The sequence below is a fragment of the Sphingopyxis sp. genome, assembly GCF_050725655.1.
GTDB lineage: Bacteria > Pseudomonadota > Alphaproteobacteria > Sphingomonadales > Sphingomonadaceae > Sphingopyxis.
Map to the genome: position 1 here is coordinate 28,605 of NZ_JBOHHT010000095.1, position 14,621 is coordinate 43,225.

Consider the following 14,621-nt stretch of genomic DNA (forward strand, 5'->3'; position numbering starts at 1 on the left):
TCACAAAATCGTGGCTACGACCGTCATAATTGCGTCCGCTAAAAATTATTTTCGCAGGCCGGTGCATTTCGCGCCCGCGATTCGTGCGTCCGGCATCCGGCCGGGCGGTGCCGATATTGCGATATAAAGAAAAGTTTATATTTGATCGGCGGTGCGCTTTCGGATAGGGCGCGCAAGATAATTACCTCATATTTTCGTGGCCGCTCGCCTGCGGCCGAACTCGCCTACAGGAGACTGAACGTGGCCACTCTCGCCGCCGATACCCGTGATTATGTCGTTGCCGACATCAAGCTTGCCGATTTCGGTCGCAAGGAAATCAACATCGCCGAAACCGAAATGCCGGGCCTGATGGCGCTGCGCAGCGAGTTCGGCGCGGCGCAGCCGCTGAAGGGCGCGCGCATCGTCGGCTCGCTCCACATGACGATCCAGACCGCGGTGCTGATCGAGACGCTGACCGCGCTCGGCGCCGACGTCCGCTGGGCGACGTGCAACATCTTCTCGACGCAGGATCATGCCGCCGCCGCGATCGCGGCGACGGGCGTGCCGGTGTTCGCGGTGAAGGGCGAAAGCCTCGCCGATTATTGGGACTATGTCGGCCGCATTTTCGACTGGGGTGTCGAAGACGGCACGACCTGCAACCTGATCCTCGACGATGGCGGCGACGCCACGATGTTCGCGCTGTGGGGCGCGAAGCTCGAGGCCGGACAGGAAATGCCGGCACCCGAGAATGAAGAAGAGATCGAGATGCAGCGCGCGCTGAAGGCGTTTGTCGCGGCGAACCCCGGCTACCTGACCAAGACGGTCAAGGCGATCAAGGGCGTGTCCGAAGAAACGACGACCGGCGTCCACCGCCTGTACCACATCGCCAAGAAGGGCGAGCTGCCCTTCCCCGCGATCAACGTCAACGACAGCGTCACCAAGTCGAAGTTCGACAATCTTTATGGCTGCAAGGAATCGCTCGTCGACGCGATCCGCCGCGGCACCGACGTGATGCTCGCCGGCAAGGTTGCGACGGTTGCCGGCTTCGGCGACGTCGGCAAGGGCTCGGCGCAGTCGCTCCGCAACGGCGGCGCGCGCGTCCTCGTTACCGAAATCGATCCGATCTGCGCGCTGCAGGCGGCGATGGAGGGCTTCGAGGTCGTGACGATGGACGAAGCCGTCAAGCGGTCGGACATCTTCGTCACCGCGACCGGCAACGCCGACGTGATCACCGCCGAGCATATGGCGGGCATGAAGAATATGGCGATCGTCTGCAACATCGGCCACTTCGACAGCGAGATCCAGATCGCGGCGCTCGCCAATTACAAGTGGACCGAAGTGAAGCCGCAGGTCGACCTGGTCGAATTCCCCGACGGCAAGCAGATCATCATCCTGTCGAAGGGCCGCCTCGTGAACCTCGGCAACGCGACGGGCCACCCGAGCTTCGTGATGTCGGCGAGCTTCACCAACCAGACGCTCGCGCAGATCGAGCTGTGGACGCGCAGCGAGCAGTATCAGAACGACGTCTATGTTCTGCCCAAGCATCTGGATGAAAAGGTCGCGGCGCTGCATCTCGACAAGCTGGGCGTGAAGCTGAGCCAGCTGAGCCAGAAGCAGGCCGATTATATCGGCGTTCCGGTCGAAGGGCCGTTCAAGCCCGATCATTATCGTTATTGACCGGATGAGGGCCGGGCCCTCTCCGCAACGATAAAAGCTGTGGACGGCGCGCCCATCGGACGATGCGGCGCGCCGATCCGTATGACATGCGATTGAAACATGACTCCATCGCCTTTAGGGCTGGCGAGAATGGCACCGAAGACAGCCGAAGCGTGGAAGATTGAAGCGGGATGAGCGGATCGCTTTCCCCAACCTTTTTGTTCGCCCTCGGTCTGTTCGCCGCACTCTGGCTGCTTGCCGGATTTTGGGCGACGGTGCGCGGGATCGCGATGCAGCGGCGCTCGGCGTTCGTTGCGGGGCAGGCCGAAAGGCTCGCAAGCCTTGTCGAAGCGTCGCCGCAGCTTCCCGTCATTGTCCGCGCCGACTGGCGGATCGAGGCGAGCGAGCGGCTCGGCCGCTGGTTGGGGCTCGAGCGCGGACCGCGCAATTTCGACGAGCTGCGCGGGCTGGGCAGCGGGCTGGACGCGGCGGGCCATGATGCGTTGCGGCAGGCAATTCTCGGCGCGCAGCGCGGCGCGAAGCCCTTTACGCTGAGCCTGAAGCCCGAGGGTGGCAACCGGGCGATCATCATCCACGGCGCCGCGGCGCCGAACGCGGTCGGCGGGCCGGGCGGCGTGCTGCTGTGGCTGAGCGACGCGACCGATGGGCAACGGGCGCTGGCGCATGCGCGCAGCGAGCGCGACGAGGCGTTGGCGGCGTTCGAAGCCTTGTCGGGGCTGATCGAGGCGGCGCCCTTCCCGATGTGGTTCCGCGACATCGATCTCCATCTCGCGCTCGTCAACACCGCCTATGTCCGTGCGGTCGAGGCGAAGAGCGCGGTCGCGGTGATCGATGGCGGGATTGAACTGTGCGAGACCGTGGCCGGCGTGAGTGCCGCCGAAGCCGCCGACGAAGCGCGCATTGCGGGTTCGGCGCAGGTTCGCACGATTCCGGTGACGATCGAGGGCGAGCGCCGCATCATGCGCGTCGTCGACGTGCCGCTGGCGCCGCAAGGCGGCCGCGTGATCGGGATCGCGGGCTATGCGATCGACATCCAGGAACTTGAAACCGAGCGCGGCGCGCACCGCCGCTTCGTCGATACCCAGCGCGAGCTGCTCGACCGCCTGTCGGCGGCGGTTGCGCAATTCGGTCCCGATCAGGGGCTCAATTTCGCCAACCTGCCGTTCCGCCGGCTGTTCGGTATCGAGTCCGAGGATGTCGCCGAGGCGTTGCCGTTCGCGCGGCTGCTCGATGCCTGGCGCGAACGCGGGCGGACGCCCGAGGTTCGCAACTATCCCGAATGGCGGCAGGCGCATGTCGACTGGTTCGCGCAGCCCGGCGCGAGCGAAGAGGATTGGCTGCTGCGCGATGGCACGCACCTCCACGTCGTTGCGCAGCCGACCCCCGATGGCGGCCTGCTGCTGATCGCCGAGGACAAGACCGAGCAGGTGCAGCTTGCGGGTGCGCGCGACACGCTGCTGCGCGTGCGTACCGCGACCTTCGACAATCTGTTCGAGGCCGTGGCGGTCTTCGCGCCCGACGGGCGGTTGCATCTGTGGAACCAGCGTTTCCGCCGCCTGTGGGGAATCGATGAGCCGACGCTTGCGGCACATCCGCGCGTCGATGCGCTGATGGGCGGGCTCGCCGACCGGCTCGCCAAACCGAACCAGATCAGCATCGTGCAGGAAGTGATCCGTGCCGCGACGCTGGAACGGCAACAGCGCGTCGGCGAGGTTCGCTTCGCCGACGGGCGCCATTTCGATTTCGCGTCGATCCCGCTGCCCGACGGCAATGCGCTGCTCATCATGCTCGACATCACGGCGAGCCGGAAGATGGAAGGGGCGCTGCGCGAACGCAACGAGGCACTCGAAGCCGCCGACAAGGCGAAGACCGCGTTCCTGTCGCGGATGAGTTATGAATTGCGCACGCCGCTGACCTCGATCGGCGGCTTCGGCGAGATGCTGCAGGCGGGCTATGCCGGCAAGCTCGGCGATCAGCAGCGCGCCTATATCGATGCGATCATGGATTCGGTCGGCGTGCTCGGACGCCAGATCGACAATGTGCTCGACCTCGCGCAGGGCGAGGCGGGGACGCTCGCGGTCGAACGCGCGCCGGTCGATATCCGCGCGCTGCTCGAAGGCGCGCTCGCCGACGCCAAGCCCTTTGCCGACGGCGAGAAGGTCGAACTCGTGGGCAATATTTCGGCGAACCTCGGGAGCATCGACGGCGACGCGCCGCGGCTGTCACGCCTCGTCGCGGGGCTGCTCGACAATGCGGTGCGTTTCACCGCGCCGTCGCGCAAATCGGGCGCGCGCGTGCTGCTCCACGCTGATGGCGATGCGCGCGGCGTCGATATCATCGTGTCCGATAATGGGCCCGGCATGCCCGCGGCGGCGGCTGCGGTCGCCAAGGGGCAGCAGGCGGGGACCGCGACCGGCGGCATCGGCCTTGCGCTCGCGCGCCATCTCGTCGCGGCGCATGGCGGGACGATGGAAGTGGTGAGCGAGCAAGGTCAGGGCACGCTCGTGCGGATCAGTCTGCCGCGCGGCGCATGACGGTTTTTACCTGCAACTATGGCTTGGATGAGGCCGAGCGGATTGGCGCTGCGATCGGGACGGCGCTGATCGCGGGCGACGTCGTGTTACTCTCGGGCGACCTTGGCGCGGGCAAGACGACGCTGGCGCGCGCGATGCTGAAAGCGCGCGGGCTAGCGGGCGAGGCGCCCAGTCCGACTTTTGCAATCGTCCAGCCCTATGCGCCGCCCGAGGTCGATTTGGCCGTCGCGCATGTCGATCTCTATCGCATCGAGGACGAGGATGAGCTGATCGAGTTGGGGCTCGATGACTATCTCTATGACGGCGCACTGCTGATCGAATGGCCCGAACGGCTGGGCAGCGAAGGCTGGCCGGACGCGCTGCTGCTCACGATTTCGGGTGAGGGCGACGCGCGCGTCTTGACAGCGTCGGTGCCGCCCGCTTGGGGGGCAAGATGGCCGCTCCGATGATTCCTCCCGCCCATGCCCCGGCGTTCCTTGCAGCGCATGGCTGGGGCGACGCCCAGATTTTGCCGCTCGCCGGCGATGCGTCTTTCCGCCGCTATTTCCGGATCGTCGACGGCGACCGGCAGGCGGTGTTGATGGACGCCCCGCCGCCGCACGAGGACCCGCGCCCGTTCATCGCGGTCGCCGAATTTCTGTGCGAACAGGGGCTGACCGCGCCGACGATCCTCGCGCGCGATCTGGAGCGGGGCCTGCTGCTGATCGATGATTTCGGCGACGTGCGGCTGCGCGAAACGGTCGATGAGGCGCCGCATACCGAGGCCGGTTATTATGCCGGGGTGACCGACCTGCTTGTCCACCTCCACGCGCGGCCACCGATGGACGGGCTGCCGGTGCATGGGCTCGATCAATGGCTCGACGAGGTGATGCTGTTCAGCGACTGGTATTGCCCGGCTTTCGACATCGAGGTCGACCGCGACGCGTTTCGCGCCGCATGGGCCGAGGTGCTGACGCCGGTCGAGCATGACGGCCTGCCGCGCGTCACGGTGCTGCGCGACTATCATGCCGAAAATATCATGCTGGTGCCCGGCAAGGGGGGCATCGCCCATTATGGCCTCCTCGATTTCCAGGACGCGCTCGTTGGGCACCCGGCGTATGATCTCGCCTCGGTGCTCGAAGACGCGCGGCGCGACGTGAGCCCGGCGGTCGAGGCGGCGATGCTCGCGCGCTATCAGTCGGCGACGGGGCAGGACGTCGAAAGCGCCTATTGGGCGCTCGCGGCGCAGCGCAACACGCGCATCCTCGGCGTTTTCGTCCGCTTGTGGAAGCGCGACAACAAGCCGCATTACAAGAGCTTCCAGCCGCGCATGTGGGGGCTGCTCGAACGCGATCTCGCGCATCCGGCGCTTGTCCCCGTTCGGCAATGGTTCGACGCCAATGTCCCCGCTTCGAAACGGGCGGCGATTTGGAAGGCAATGGGGCAGTGACGACGAAAATCGAAAGCGCGATGGTGATGGCGGCCGGGATCGGCAAGCGCATGCGCCCGCTCACCGCGACGCGGCCCAAGCCGCTGGTGCGCGTCGCCGGCAAGGCGCTGATCGACCATAGCCTCGACCGCATCGAGGCGGCGGGCGTCGAGCATGTCGTCGTCAACGTCCATTATCTCGCCGACGCGCTCGAAGCGCATCTGGCGTCGCAGAAGCGCAACTTCAGCATCGCGATTTCGGACGAGCGCGACCTGCTGCTCGAAACCGGCGGCGGGATGGTGAAGGCGCTGCCGCGGCTTCGCGGCGACCCGATCCTGATCGTCAACAGCGACAATATCTGGACCGACGGGCCGCAGGACAGCATCCGCCATCTCGCGCGCCACTGGGACGGCGACAGGATGGACGCGTTGCTGCTGCTGATCCGGCAGGCGAGCGCGACGGGGCATGGCGGCCGCGGCGATTTCCATATGGACGGCGATGGCAAGCTGTCGCGCCGCAAGCCGGGGCGGATCGCGCCCTTCGTCTACACCGGCATCCAGCTTATTTCGCCGCGGCTGCTCGATGATGCGCCCGAGGGAGCATTTTCGACCAACATCCTCTGGGATCGCGCGATCGCGGCGGGGCGGCTTTATGGCCTGTCGCACATGGGGCAGTGGTTCGACGTCGGCACCCCGGCGAGCATCGCGCCGACCGAAGCCGCGCTGACGGATGGCTGACGCCAAACCCACCGTATTTTCCATTCCCGTCCAGCGGGCCTTCGCCGATGCGTTCGCCGCCGGATTGATCGCCCGCTATGCCGATGGTGCGCTGGGGCTGGCGCAGGGCTTGATCGTGCTGCCGAGCAATCGGGCGCGGACCGCGGTGCAGGCGGCTTTCGTGCGCGCGGGGGGCACCGGTTTGCTGATGCCGCGGCTCGCGGTGATCGGCGATGCCGACCTCGATGAAAGCGTCGCGCTCGCGCTGGACCCGATCGACGAGGCCGAAGCCATCCCGCCCGCGATCGATGCGCTGAAGCGGCGGCTGATGCTCGCGGGGCTGATCGAGAAGCATAATCCGGCAGGCGAGGAGCCGATCGCGGGCGCCGCGGCGTTCCAACTTGCCGAGGGGCTGGGGCGCGTGATCGATCAGCTCCATTATGAAGAGATAGCGCCGTCGCGGCTCGCCGATATCGAAAGCGCACTCGGCGACCTTGCCGGGCATTGGCAGGCATCGTGGCGGCGATTGTCGCTGCTCGTCGATCAGTGGCCAAAGCTGCTCGCGGCGACGGGGCATATTGACCGCGCCGATCGCCGCAACCGTCTGCTGAGTCGCGTGACCAAGGGATGGCGCGTCGCACCGCCCGCGCGCTTCGTGGTGGCGGCCGGTGTCACCACGGCGGCGCCCGCGATCGCGCGGCTGCTGCGCACCGTCGCTGATCTGCCTCAAGGCATGGTCGTGCTGCCGGGTCTGGACATTGGCATGGCCGGCGAGGAGTGGGATGCGCTCGGCCCGGTGAAAGCCGATCCTGATAAGCCCCACGAGCGCCCGCTGGAGACGCACCCGCAATATCATCTGAAGCTGTTGCTCGGGCGCATGGGTATGTCGCGCGACGAGGTGCGGCCCTGGGACGCGACCTCGCCCTTCGACGGCCCCGATGCGCGCGCGCCCTTCACCTCGCTGCTCTTCGCGCCCGCCGCCTATACGACACGCTGGCAACAGGCGGGCGATCTGAACCCCGGCATCGCCGGTGTCAGCGCGGGGGTGTTCGCCGACGACGGGCAGGAGGCGCAGGGGATCGCGCTGATGATGCGCCACGCGCTCGAAACGCCCACGCGCACTGCCGCGCTGGTGACCCCCGACCGCGCGCTCGCGACGCGCGTCGCGGCGGCGCTCGCGCGTTGGAATATTTCGGTCGACGACAGCGCGGGGCAGCCGCTCGGGCAGACGCCGCCGGGCGCGCTGCTGCTTGCGCTCGCCGAATTCGCTGCGGCATTCGATCCGGTGCGGCTCGTCGCGCTGCTCGGGCATCCGCTCGTGCGTGCGGGCGAAGCGCGGCTCGGCTGGCTCGATCAGGTACGGCGGCTCGACCTTGTGCTGCGCGGGCCGGGACTGGTGCCCGGCTGGGACGGAGTGACCGCGCGGATCGCCGAACGCGCCGCCGCTTCGAAAGCGCGCGGCCATGCCGAAGCAGAGGCGATCGGCGACTGGTGGGCGGATGTCGCCGCCGGACTGGGCACCACGCTTGCGCCCTTCGCGGCGGGCGTTCCCGCGCCGCCTTCGGTCCTGCTCGGCGCGTTGCAGGCGGCGCTCGGCTGGCTGACCGGCGAGGGGGCGTGGACGGGCCATGCCGGGCGCGCGCTGTCCGAATTGTTCGACCGCTGGGCGCTCGCGAAGGGCGACGGCCCGGCGCTCGTCGCGCCCGCCGACTTTCCGGCGATGCTCACCGACCTCTTGTCGAGCGAGAGCGTGCGGCCGCCCTATGGCGGGCACCCGCGCCTGTTCATCTGGGGACTGCTCGAAGCGCGGCTCCAGCGCGCCGATGTGATGATCCTCGGCGGGCTCGACGAAGGCCGCTGGCCGCAGCAGCAGAGCCCCGACCCGTGGCTCGCGCCCGGTATCCGCCGGATGCTCGGACTCGCGGCGCCCGAACGCCAGCAGGGCGCGGCGGCGCATGATTTTGCGGGGGCGTTCGCGGCGCGCGAGGTGGTCGTGACACGCGCACAGCGCAGCGGCGGCGATCCGGCGGTCGCGTCGCGCTTCTGGCTGCGGCTCGCGGCGCTCGCGGGCGAATTGCCCGAGGCGCGGCTGGGCGAGCAATCGGTGATGGCGCTTGCGGGGATGCTCGACGTGCCGCCGGGCGTCAGCGCGCCGGCCGAAAAACCGCAACCGGCGCCGCCGCTCGCGGCACGGCCGGGCCGGATCAGCGTGACCGGGGTCGATCAACTCGCGCGCGATCCCTTTGCCTTTTATGCGGCAAAGATATTGCGGCTGAGCGAGCTCGATCCGCTGAGCAGCGGCCCCGACGCGAAGTGGTTCGGCATTCGCGTCCATAAATTCCTGCAGGACTGGCAGACGGCCGGGCTGACCGAAGCCGCGTTCGATATCGAACTGGCGGCACTGCGGTCAGACCCGGCGCTCGATTCACTGGCCAGCGCTTTCTGGTTGCCGCGGATCGAGCCGTCGCTGCGCTGGGCGGCGGAGCGCGTTTGGGCGTCGCGCGACGAACGCTGGCCGGTGGCGAATGAGGTGCGCGGCGAACAGGTCGTCGATGGCATCCTGCTCCACGGGACCGCCGACCGTGTCGACCAGACCGCCGATGGCACCTTGGCGATCGTCGATTACAAGACGGGTGCGGCGCCGTCGGGCAAATCGACGGGCGACGGGCTCAACAGCCAGCTTGGCCTTCTGGGCTTGCTGGCGCAGGACGCGGGGCTCGGCGACCTCGCGCCCGAAATCGTCGACGCGTTCGAATATTGGGAACTGAAGCGCGACCGGAAAAAAGAGGTTGATGGCGCGGTCAAGGCCATCCGCGGGCAAAAACCCAAACCCGCGACGGCGGGCGCGGTCGTCGAGCGCGCGCGCGAAGTATTCGGCGACCTGATAGCGCGTTACCTGTTGGGCCAGGAGCCGTTTGTTCCGGGCGATACGGGCAAGCGCTATGCCGATTTCGACCATTTGATGCGCCGCGACGAATGGTTCGGACGGGGTGACGCCGACGATCGCGCGACCGAAGTGGGGGCGGCATGATCGACCCCGACAAGCAGCTCAAAATGCTCGATATAGGGCAGCGTGCCGCGGCGCAGCCCGACGATCATGTCTGGCTGGGCGCGTCGGCGGGGACGGGCAAGACGCAGGTGCTGTCGGCGCGCGTCCTGCGCCTGATGCTGGAAGGCGTGTCGCCCGAAGCGATCCTTTGCATCACCTTCACCAAGGCGGGAGCTGCCGAAATGGCGCATCGCATCCACGAGCGGCTCGCGATGTGGGTGCGGATGGACGACGGCGACCTGCGCACCGAACTCCGGGCTTTGGGATTGGACCTTGAACTCATCGGCTATGATCATGGCGTCCCGGCGCTGATCGAGCGGGCGCGATCGCTGTTCGCGACGGTCATCGACAGCCCCGGCGGCGCCGTTCGCGTCCAGACGATCCACAGCTTTTGCCAGACCTTGCTCGCCAGCTTCCCGCTCGAGGCCCGGATATTGCCGGGGTTCCGCGCGCTCGAAGATAGCGAGGCGCGCGCGCTGCAACGCGAGGTGCTGGGCAAGCTCCTGTCGCAACCGGGGGGCGACGGCGATCGCATGCGAAGCATCGCCGCGATGCTGTCGCGGCGGTTGGGGCAGGATGCCGCCATCGCCTTCCTCGCGCGCTGCGCCAGCAGTTTTACGGCGGCGAATGCGCCGCGGCTTGCGCCACGGGCGACCGACCTGCGGACGGCGCTCGACCTGCCGCAGGGCGACCCCGCCGACTGGCGGGCGGCGGCGATTGCGGATGGCGCCGTCGCCGATGCCGATATCGCGGCCGTGGCCCTCAGTGGCCGCGACTGGGCGACCAAGACCGGCGACGGGCGGGCCGATATCATGGACGACTGGCGCCGCGCGGATTCGCATGGGCGCGCGGCGATGCTGGCCGCGGTGCGCGGCTGCTTCGTTACCGGGACGGGCGATCTGCGCGCCGACTACACCAAGGAAAAGGGCGCGATGCGCGGCTGCCTTGGTGCCGCGGAACGAATCGTTGCCGCCACCGGCGATCTTTTGGCAATCGCCACCGCGATGCAGGTCGCCGACGATCTGGCGGCGGCGTGGGATCTCGGCAGCCGCTTTGCCGAAGCCTATGCCCTCGCCAAGCGCGACAAGGGCTATGCCGATTTCGACGACCTGATCAGCATCGCCGGCCACCTGCTTGCCACCGGCGATTTCGGCGACTGGGTGCGCTTCAAGCTCGACCAGCGCACCGATCATATATTGGTCGACGAGGCGCAGGACACGAACGCGCGGCAATGGGCAATTATCCTGTCGCTCGCGGCGGAATTTTTTGCCGGACTGGGCGCCAAGGACGACCGCGTCCGCACGATGTTCACCGTCGGCGACCGCAAGCAGGCGATCTTCGGCTTTCAGGGCACCGAACCCGCGGCGTTCGAGGCCGCGCGGATCCGCTTTGGCGAGCGGGCGATGGCGGGCGGCAGGCCGTTCGAGGATGTCGATCTCGACACCAACTACCGGTCGAGCCCCGCCGTGCTCGACGTCGTCGATGCGTGGATCGCGGCGGGCGCGCCCGAACTGATGGGGCTGGAAAGCGACGAGCCACCGCACATCCCCGCCGATTTCAACCGCGACCGCGCGGGCCGCGTCGAGCTGTGGGAGCCGCTGCCGGTCGGGAAAGCGCTCGATGCGGCCGCCGACGACGAGAGCGACCGCGAGGACGGCGAGGAAGATGCCGGATCGGGCGAATCCTCCGTGGCGGCGAGCGATCCCGCGAGCCTGCGTCTGTCGCGCGCGATTGCCGACGAGGTGCAGGACTGGATCGAACATGGCAAGGACGGGCGGAGCGTCGCGCCGGGCGATATATTGATCCTCGTCCGTCGCCGTCGCGACCTCGCGGCGCGGATCGTCGCGCGGCTGCAATCGCGGCACGTGCCGGTCGCGGGGGTCGATCGTTTTTCGCTGACGCAGTCGCTCGCGGTGCAGGATCTGCTCGCGGCGATGCGCTTCGCGGTGCAGCCGCTCGACGACCTCAACCTGGCCGGCTTGCTGGTCTCGCCGCTGTTCGGCTGGACGCAGGACGATCTGTTCGGTTTTGCCCATGCCCGCAAGGGCCGCACCTTGTGGGAGCAGCTTCGCGCGCGCGAAAGCGACGCGCCGCCCGAAACGATGGCGGCGCTGCGCGGATTGCTCGGCATGGCCGACTTCACCACGCCCTTCCGTTTCCTGGACGCTATCTTGTCGGGGTCGCTCGACGGGCGGCGCAAACTGTACCGCCGGTTGGGCCGCGAAGCCCGCGATCCGATAGACGAATTGCTCGGACAAGCGCTCGCCTTCGCACAGCGGGAAGTGCCGTCGCTGCTTGGCTTCCTCGCCCACATCGCCGCCAGCACGGCCGAGATCAAACGCCAGACCGAGGCGCGCAGCGACGTTGTGCGGGTGATGACGGTGCACGGGTCCAAGGGGCTGCAGGCGCCGATCGTCATCCTCGCCGATGCGACCGACGATCCGCGGCCGCGACGCGTGAGCTTCGACCTGTCGATGGGCGAGTGGGAGAAATTGCCGGTGTTCGGGCTGGGCAAGGACGAACGGCACGGTGCGATCGCCAAAGCGCATGACGACAAGGAAGCGGCCGAGCGCCAGGAGCATTGGCGATTGCTCTATGTCGCGATGACGCGCGCCGAGGAATTGCTGGTCGTCACCGGGATCACCAAGACCGTCGACCGCACGCTGCCCGACAATAATTGGCATGGCGCGGTCGATGCGGTGATGGCTGACATGGGTGCCGATTGGCAGGATGCCGGGCCGCGTTGGGGGCGCAAGCGCGTTTATGCGGTGCAGCCGAAGAAATGGGCGCGTCCGCCGAAGGACAAGGCTCGGCAAGTGGCGCCGCCGGTTGTCGTGCCGCCCTGGGCGCGGCGATCCGCGCCCGAAGAGGCGCGCCCGCCGCGGCCGCTCGCGCCGTCGGCGCTGGGTGAGGACGATGTCGCGTCGCCGCCGCAGGGGGGCGAGCGTGTGGTCGCGGTCGAGCGCGGTTTGCTGCTCCACGCTTTGTTCGAGCGCTTGCCGCCGGTTCTGGCCGAGCGTCGGCGGGCTGCCGCGTTGCACTGGCTCTCGGTACAGGCGGCGGCGCTCGACGAGTCCGCGCGCGCGGCGATGGTCGACGAGGTGCTCGCGGTGATCGAGGATCCGGCGCACGCCGCGCTTTTCGGTCCCGGTTCGCTGGGCGAAGTGCCGCTGTCGGCGGTCGTTGACGGCGTGGTCGTGGCGGGAATCGTCGACCGGCTGCTCGTCACGCCCGACACGGTAACGGTGATCGACTATAAGACCGGGCGGCATGTGCCGGCGCGTGCTGCCGATGTCGCGCCCGCCTATCTGCGGCAGATGGCGGCCTATCGCGATGCGCTGAAGGTGATCTTTCCCGGCCGGCGCGTCGCAACGGCTTTGCTCTATACCGCAGGACCTCGGCTGATCGTGCCGGGCGATGACCTGCTCGACGCGCACAAGCCGGGCTTGCCCGCAACCAAGGCGAATTTGCCGGGCCCACCCCTTGAGCCGGACGCGCCGACGCCTTAGCTTGGGGACAACAGAATTTCAGGAGTTCAGACTATGGGTACCAAAGCCATCACCGACGCCAGCTTCCAGTCGGACGTGCTCGACAGCGACACCCCCGTACTCGTCGATTTCTGGGCCGAATGGTGCGGTCCGTGCAAGATGATCGGCCCGTCGCTCGAGGAAATCTCGGACGAACTCGCGGGCAAGGTCGTGATCGCCAAGATCAACATCGACGAAAATCCCGACGCGCCCGGCAAATATGGCGTGCGCGGCATCCCGACGATGATCCTGTTCAAGAATGGCGAGATCGCCGACACCAAGGTCGGCGCGGCGCCGAAGAGCGCGCTCAAGGGCTGGCTCGAAGACGCACTTTAGTCTCTTTTCGTCATCCCGGACTTGATCCGGGATCCATGCGGACCTCTCAGATGTGGGCCATGGACCCCGGATCAAGTCCGGGGTGACGACGTAAAAGGATCAGCTCCGGTAATCGGCGTTGATGCTGATATAGCCATGGGTCAAGTCGCACGTCCAAACGGTCGCCACACCTTCGCCCAGCCCCAGGTCGGCGCCGATGCGGACGTCCTGACCTTTGAGATGCGCCGCGACCGGCGCCTCGTCATAGCTATCGACGGGTAGCCCGTCCTTCGCTACCCAATGATCGCCGAAGCGGATCGCGAGCTTGTCGCGGTCGGCGGGTTCGCCCGCTTTTCCTACAGCCATCACGACGCGGCCCCAGTTCGCGTCCTCGCCCGCGATCGCGGTCTTCACCAGCGGCGAATTGGCGATCGCGAGCGCGACGCGCTTGGCGCTGTTGTCGCTGATGGCGCCGGTCACTTGTATCTCGATGAACTTCGACGCGCCCTCACCGTCGCGCACGACCTGCTGCGCGAGGTCGAGCGCGACCTCGCGGATCGCCGCGTAGAGCGCGTCGGCGCCCGGATCGTCACGCGTGGTGAGCGTGGCGTTGCCTGCCTGTCCGGTTGCGAAGAGCAGCACGGTGTCGCTGGTCGAGGTGTCGCTGTCGACGGTGATGCTGTTGAAGCTTCCGCCTGTCGCCTCGCTCAGCATCTCCTGCAGCAGCGCGGGCGCGATCGCGGCGTCGGTGAAGATATAGCCGAGCATCGTCGCCATGTCGGGGGCGATCATGCCCGACCCCTTGACGATTCCCGCTACCTGAACGGTCTTGCCGCCGACGATCGCGCTCGCGGCCGAGCCCTTGGCGAAGGTGTCGGTTGTGCCGATCGTGCCGGCGGCCGCCTCCCACGAGCAGGGCTGTGCGTTGAGCGCGGCGTCGACCCCGGCGCGCGCCTTGTCCTTGGGCAGCGGCACGCCGATGACGCCGGTCGAGCTGACGAAGACCTCGTTCGCGTCGCAGCCGAGGTGGACCGCGACCTGCGCCATGATCTGTTCGACCGCCTCACGCCCGCGATAGCCGGTGAAGGCATTGCTGTTGCCGGCGTTGACGATCAGCGCGCGGCCCTTGCCGCCCTTCACTTGTTCGCGGCCAAGCTCGACTTCGGATGAGCAGCACACGTTGCGCGTGAACACGCCCGCGACCGTGGTGCCGGGCGCGAGTTCGACATAGGTCAGGTCGCAGCGGTCCCAATTCTTGTACTGCGCGCGCGCGACGCGGCGCGTGACCCCGGCGATTTCGGGGAGGGCGGGAAAGGCGGCGGGGGCGAGGGGCGAGCGCGTGGTCATGATGGAGCGCTTAGCGGGTGTTACGCTCATGCAAAAGCCCCTCCCCTTCAGGGGAGGGGTTGGGGTGGG

Annotated in this window: 9 protein-coding genes; 8 read left to right on the forward strand and 1 reads right to left on the reverse strand. The window is 67.7% G+C overall.

Annotation, left to right across the window (positions count from 1 at the left end):
• Positions 1–240 precede the first annotated feature (240 nt).
• The 8 genes from ahcY to trxA all read left to right on the forward strand — a co-directional run bounded on the left by ahcY (position 241) and on the right by trxA (position 13,226).
• Positions 241–1,656: an adenosylhomocysteinase gene (gene ahcY, locus ACREBX_RS14570; RefSeq protein WP_431562464.1), complete on the forward strand. Its 1,416-nt coding sequence runs from the start codon at positions 241–243 to the stop codon at positions 1,654–1,656.
• Positions 1,657–1,826: 170 nt separating this feature from the next.
• Positions 1,827–4,190: a PAS-domain containing protein gene (locus ACREBX_RS14575; RefSeq protein ID WP_431562465.1), complete on the forward strand. Its 2,364-nt coding sequence runs from the start codon at positions 1,827–1,829 to the stop codon at positions 4,188–4,190.
• Positions 4,187–4,639, forward strand: coding sequence for a tRNA (adenosine(37)-N6)-threonylcarbamoyltransferase complex ATPase subunit type 1 TsaE (gene tsaE, locus ACREBX_RS14580; RefSeq protein ID WP_431562466.1), 453 nt, complete (start codon positions 4,187–4,189; stop codon positions 4,637–4,639). Before ACREBX_RS14575 ends, tsaE begins: the two co-directional genes overlap by 4 nt.
• On the forward strand, positions 4,636–5,619 hold the full coding sequence (locus ACREBX_RS14585; RefSeq protein ID WP_431562467.1) for an aminoglycoside phosphotransferase family protein: 984 nt from the start codon (positions 4,636–4,638) through the stop codon (positions 5,617–5,619). The genes tsaE and ACREBX_RS14585 overlap by 4 nt, the downstream gene beginning before the upstream one ends.
• The gene (locus tag ACREBX_RS14590; protein WP_431562468.1) at positions 5,616–6,335 is read left to right on the forward strand and encodes a nucleotidyltransferase family protein; all 720 of its coding nucleotides are present in this window, start codon (positions 5,616–5,618) and stop codon (positions 6,333–6,335) included. The genes ACREBX_RS14585 and ACREBX_RS14590 overlap by 4 nt, the downstream gene beginning before the upstream one ends.
• The gene (gene addB, locus ACREBX_RS14595) at positions 6,328–9,345 is read left to right on the forward strand and encodes a double-strand break repair protein AddB (protein ID WP_431562469.1); all 3,018 of its coding nucleotides are present in this window, start codon (positions 6,328–6,330) and stop codon (positions 9,343–9,345) included. The genes ACREBX_RS14590 and addB overlap by 8 nt, the downstream gene beginning before the upstream one ends.
• Positions 9,342–12,872, forward strand: a complete 3,531-nt coding sequence (gene addA, locus ACREBX_RS14600; protein ID WP_431562470.1) for a double-strand break repair helicase AddA — start codon at positions 9,342–9,344, stop codon at positions 12,870–12,872. The genes addB and addA overlap by 4 nt, the downstream gene beginning before the upstream one ends.
• A 33-nt stretch (positions 12,873–12,905) precedes the next feature.
• Positions 12,906–13,226 (forward strand): thioredoxin TrxA, encoded by a 321-nt coding sequence (trxA, locus tag ACREBX_RS14605; protein WP_431562471.1) that lies wholly within the window; start codon positions 12,906–12,908, stop codon positions 13,224–13,226.
• A 99-nt stretch (positions 13,227–13,325) separates the two neighbouring features.
• Here trxA and argJ read toward each other — a convergent pair whose 3' ends face one another.
• Complete coding sequence (gene argJ / locus ACREBX_RS14610; RefSeq protein WP_431562472.1) at positions 13,326–14,552, reverse strand: bifunctional glutamate N-acetyltransferase/amino-acid acetyltransferase ArgJ; 1,227 nt, start codon at positions 14,550–14,552, stop codon at positions 13,326–13,328.
• Positions 14,553–14,621: the final 69 nt, after the last annotated feature.

Excerpts from the sequence above, each read along its gene's own strand:
- addB (WP_431562469.1), top strand. The coding sequence starts at position 6,328 with ATGGCTGACGCCAAACCCACCGTATTTTCCATTCCCGTCCAGCGGGCC.
- addA (WP_431562470.1), top strand. The coding sequence starts at position 9,342 with ATGATCGACCCCGACAAGCAGCTCAAAATGCTCGATATAGGGCAGCGT.
- trxA (WP_431562471.1), top strand. The coding sequence starts at position 12,906 with ATGGGTACCAAAGCCATCACCGACGCCAGCTTCCAGTCGGACGTGCTC.
- ACREBX_RS14575 (WP_431562465.1), top strand. The coding sequence starts at position 1,827 with ATGAGCGGATCGCTTTCCCCAACCTTTTTGTTCGCCCTCGGTCTGTTC.
- ACREBX_RS14585 (WP_431562467.1), top strand. The coding sequence starts at position 4,636 with ATGATTCCTCCCGCCCATGCCCCGGCGTTCCTTGCAGCGCATGGCTGG.
- tsaE (WP_431562466.1), top strand. The coding sequence starts at position 4,187 with ATGACGGTTTTTACCTGCAACTATGGCTTGGATGAGGCCGAGCGGATT.
- argJ (WP_431562472.1), bottom strand. The coding sequence starts at position 14,552 with ATGACCACGCGCTCGCCCCTCGCCCCCGCCGCCTTTCCCGCCCTCCCC.